The sequence below is a fragment of the Lentilactobacillus dabitei genome (assembly GCF_019061365.1).
GTDB classification, from domain to species: Bacteria; Bacillota; Bacilli; order Lactobacillales; family Lactobacillaceae; genus Lentilactobacillus; species Lentilactobacillus dabitei.
In genome coordinates this window covers 1-2,932 of record NZ_JAHPPD010000154.1, presented here as the reverse complement: position 1 = coordinate 2,932, position 2,932 = coordinate 1, and the positions used below count along the sequence as shown (strand labels likewise).

5 protein-coding genes are annotated in these 2,932 nt (G+C 42.2%); 2 read left to right on the top strand and 3 right to left on the bottom strand.

The window, feature by feature from the left end:
* The coding region (locus KTE19_RS13355) for a hypothetical protein (RefSeq protein ID WP_217342497.1) at positions 1–207 on the bottom strand (207 nt) is incomplete at its 3' end.
* A gap of 244 nt (positions 208–451) precedes the next feature.
* Entirely contained in the window at positions 452–1,465 is a 1,014-nt protein-coding gene (lplA, locus tag KTE19_RS13350) for a lipoate--protein ligase (RefSeq protein ID WP_217342496.1), read from the bottom strand.
* Between the two features lie 82 nt (positions 1,466–1,547).
* Between lplA and KTE19_RS13345 the strand changes: the two genes are divergently transcribed.
* Positions 1,548–1,925: a glycine cleavage system H family protein gene (locus KTE19_RS13345; protein ID WP_217163538.1), complete on the top strand. Its 378-nt coding sequence runs from the start codon at positions 1,548–1,550 to the stop codon at positions 1,923–1,925.
* Positions 1,926–2,011: 86 nt separating this feature from the next.
* Positions 2,012–2,233, top strand: coding sequence for a P8 family protein (locus tag KTE19_RS13340; RefSeq protein ID WP_008855235.1), 222 nt, complete (start codon positions 2,012–2,014; stop codon positions 2,231–2,233).
* A 468-nt stretch (positions 2,234–2,701) separates the two neighbouring features.
* On the opposite strand, the gene KTE19_RS13335 is transcribed toward KTE19_RS13340, so the two are convergent.
* The coding region (locus KTE19_RS13335) for a transposase (protein ID WP_217342495.1) at positions 2,702–2,932 on the bottom strand (231 nt) is incomplete at its 5' end.

The following is a 2,932-nucleotide window of genomic DNA, read 5'->3' as shown; positions in this document are numbered from 1 at the left end:
GGTCAAAACAAAAAGAGCCCTAATCACAAAGTGATTAGAACTCGAATTTAGTTTCACCAACAACAGTTGACGAAGAGCCTTTTTAACTGCAATTTCATCGGTCGCAACTACATCGGCCACGGCGGCACCGGCCGTATAGAAGTTACCGAACACCAGGGTGAGCACCCCAACAAATTGCACGATGAATCCCTTCTTGAGTAATTTCATAATTTTTCCTCCGTCATTCGCTATAATTACCCTCATCTTATCTATGAAATAAGATTATCAGGAAAGTTTGGCTATTTTTGAAAGAAATTATGAACTTTCATATTTGCTAATCGAACACCCTTAAATCCATTCATGATGCGTAATGATGGTGTTGATGAGGGGGCTTATCGACTGTCCATTTAGGCAATAAAAAACGCCATCCAAATAATGAATGGCATAATTCGTTTCTAGTGTTTATCTATTTTTAGCTTAGACTGTTTCCAATAAATTCAATAAGCAAATTATTATCGACATTTTTTAGCTTTGCTCTTTTTACCAGCCGACTAATAGTCCAATTACTTGGCTTTTTACCAATTAATCCAGTTTCAATTGATTTAAGATCCCCATCGGCTTTGAAAAATGGATTGAATTTGAGGTGAACAACCTTCCCATCCTCAACCGTCCAATTCATCCCCAGCTTGCCAGCTGCCAGTTCCGTGTCCGCATAGTCATAGTAACCAGGATTGTGCCCGTAATTCCAAGCATCCGTCCCATACGTCTCCGCAAGGTGCTCATCAACCTTCTGCCAATCGGCGGCGGTCATATGATAAGTTTCAATCTCATCCAGGGATTTCACCGAAAAGAGTTCCTTCAACAGATACTCGCGGAAGTCAGCCATCGTCATCCCCGTCGGCAAATAATCTTTCAAATTAACGATCGGGCTCCGTTTAGAGCGGACTCCCAATCCCTTTTGGCTTTCCAACTGATTCTCTGCCAATACCTGCTTAGCATTTTCAATATTCAAATCATACATAATCGTGCCGCCAGCCGCCAAGCCAGAACCGCTCTTGAACATGGTCATTCCCGACCATTTTTTGCCATCCAAAATGAGATCGCTGCTGTTTGCCTTCATCTGAACATCAATTCCGAGCTTACGCAACGCTTTCAATACCGGTTCGGCAAAGTGACCGTAGTCGCCAAAGTCGTCAACGTTATCCGTCAAGATATTTTCAAAGATAAAGTTGCCCATGTCGTGATAGACCGCGCCACCGCCGGACGTCCGCCTAACCAGCTGGATATTGTGCTCATGCAGGTAGCCAATATCGACCTCCGCCCAAACATTTTGATTGCGGCCAATGATGACCGACGGCTGGTTAACGTAAAACATGAACCCGCGTCCCGGCAGCTTGAGGTCATTCACAAAATAGTTGTCCAGCGACTGATTGACCCGGGCATCGTAACTGGGTTGCCCATTTCTAGAAATATCGATTAAATACATCAGGCTATCCCTCCTGCAGAATCCTACGTATATTCCTCATTATACGTTATAATTTAGTTAAACAATACCGAGGCGGATTATTATGAAATCAATTTCAATTTGGCAGAAATTTTTAAACTTATTTACTCATCGCCAGGCACCAAAGTTAAGTGATGCAAAGGTCAAGGATGGGGTCTGGTATGCGAAAACCGAAAACGGCGACTACCTGCTGGGAATCGACAAATCAGTCTACCAACAAATCGGCAAGATCACCTTTGCGGATTTCCCAACCCACTTAAAAATTATCGAAACCGATGACGACCTTTTGGACATCGAAGGTGATAAGTCGGTGGAAACGCTCAAATCACCGGTATCAGGTAGGGTAGTCGCCCGTAACACCACAATTGGCGAGGACATTGACCGTCTGAACACGCCAGATCCAAAGGTCAACTGGATCATGAAAATTGAACCAGCAAAGTAAATCATTTACATTTTTGAAACAATTTTTGCGCCAAAATTAAAATTTGAACTATAATGGTTATAGAACAACAAAGGAGGTAGTTACTTATGGCAGAAGAACCCGGTGCAGAATCCCCATTATTGAACAAAAAAATGAATGAGGCTTTCGATTGGAGCGATAGTAAACTTCCAGTACGAGATGCTTTATGGGATTATTACATGGAAAAAAATGATCATGACACCATGAAGACTGAAAAAGACATGGAGCCATACATGAATATGTCGACTGACGACATTACAGCTGATGCTGAAAAGTTACTCAAAAAGTAGCCTTCGGCTCTACCAAAAAGATCTTTACGCATTTTGCGTAAAGATCTTTTTGGTAGAGCTGCGAAGGCGTCCAGAGTGCGGAGCAAAGCGGTTAGAAGGCTTAGGTGCAAGCTTCTGCTTTGTGAAGCACGTTTCCACTCGGCCGCCAAAAACAGAGTGAGCGGAGCGATCCTAATCTATATAACGGAGAACAACCACCAACTAATACCACTAAAGCACTTAGAGAAACATAAAGTTACCACACATAAGCTCCCCTGGCTTGGAGCTTATGCTTGCAGTGCTTACCCCTGAGCTTCCTACTTTGTGAAGTAATCCTAATCTACGTATAAATAGAACACCACCAAAGTAACCAGGGCAACTCAAACAATAAAAAGCCAACATAAATTCCCCTAATTCCACAGCCCATTCAATTGCTCTAATTACGGCTCTTCGTCAACTGTTGTTGGTGAAACTAAATTCGAGTTCTAATCACTTTGTGATTAGGGCTCTTTTTGTTTTGACCTTGAAAACGTATAGTACTCGCGTTCTAAATCTCCAGAAACTGCGATAGCCAAAGCTAGCTCGTTTAATAGCTTTGATTTTATTATTAGAACCTTCTAAAGGACCATTTGAATACTTTGTGGTAAAGGTATTATGAATTTCATCGTGATGGGCTTCAAGTGTCTTAAGTGTGTTCTTCATTTCCTCAGAATACGCGGT

Bases quoted from the DNA above. Each gene is read 5' to 3' on its own strand.
- lplA (WP_217342496.1), bottom strand. From the start codon at position 1,465: ATGTATTTAATCGATATTTCTAGAAATGGGCAACCCAGTTACGATGCC.
- KTE19_RS13345 (WP_217163538.1), top strand. From the start codon at position 1,548: ATGAAATCAATTTCAATTTGGCAGAAATTTTTAAACTTATTTACTCAT.
- KTE19_RS13340 (WP_008855235.1), top strand. From the start codon at position 2,012: ATGGCAGAAGAACCCGGTGCAGAATCCCCATTATTGAACAAAAAAATG.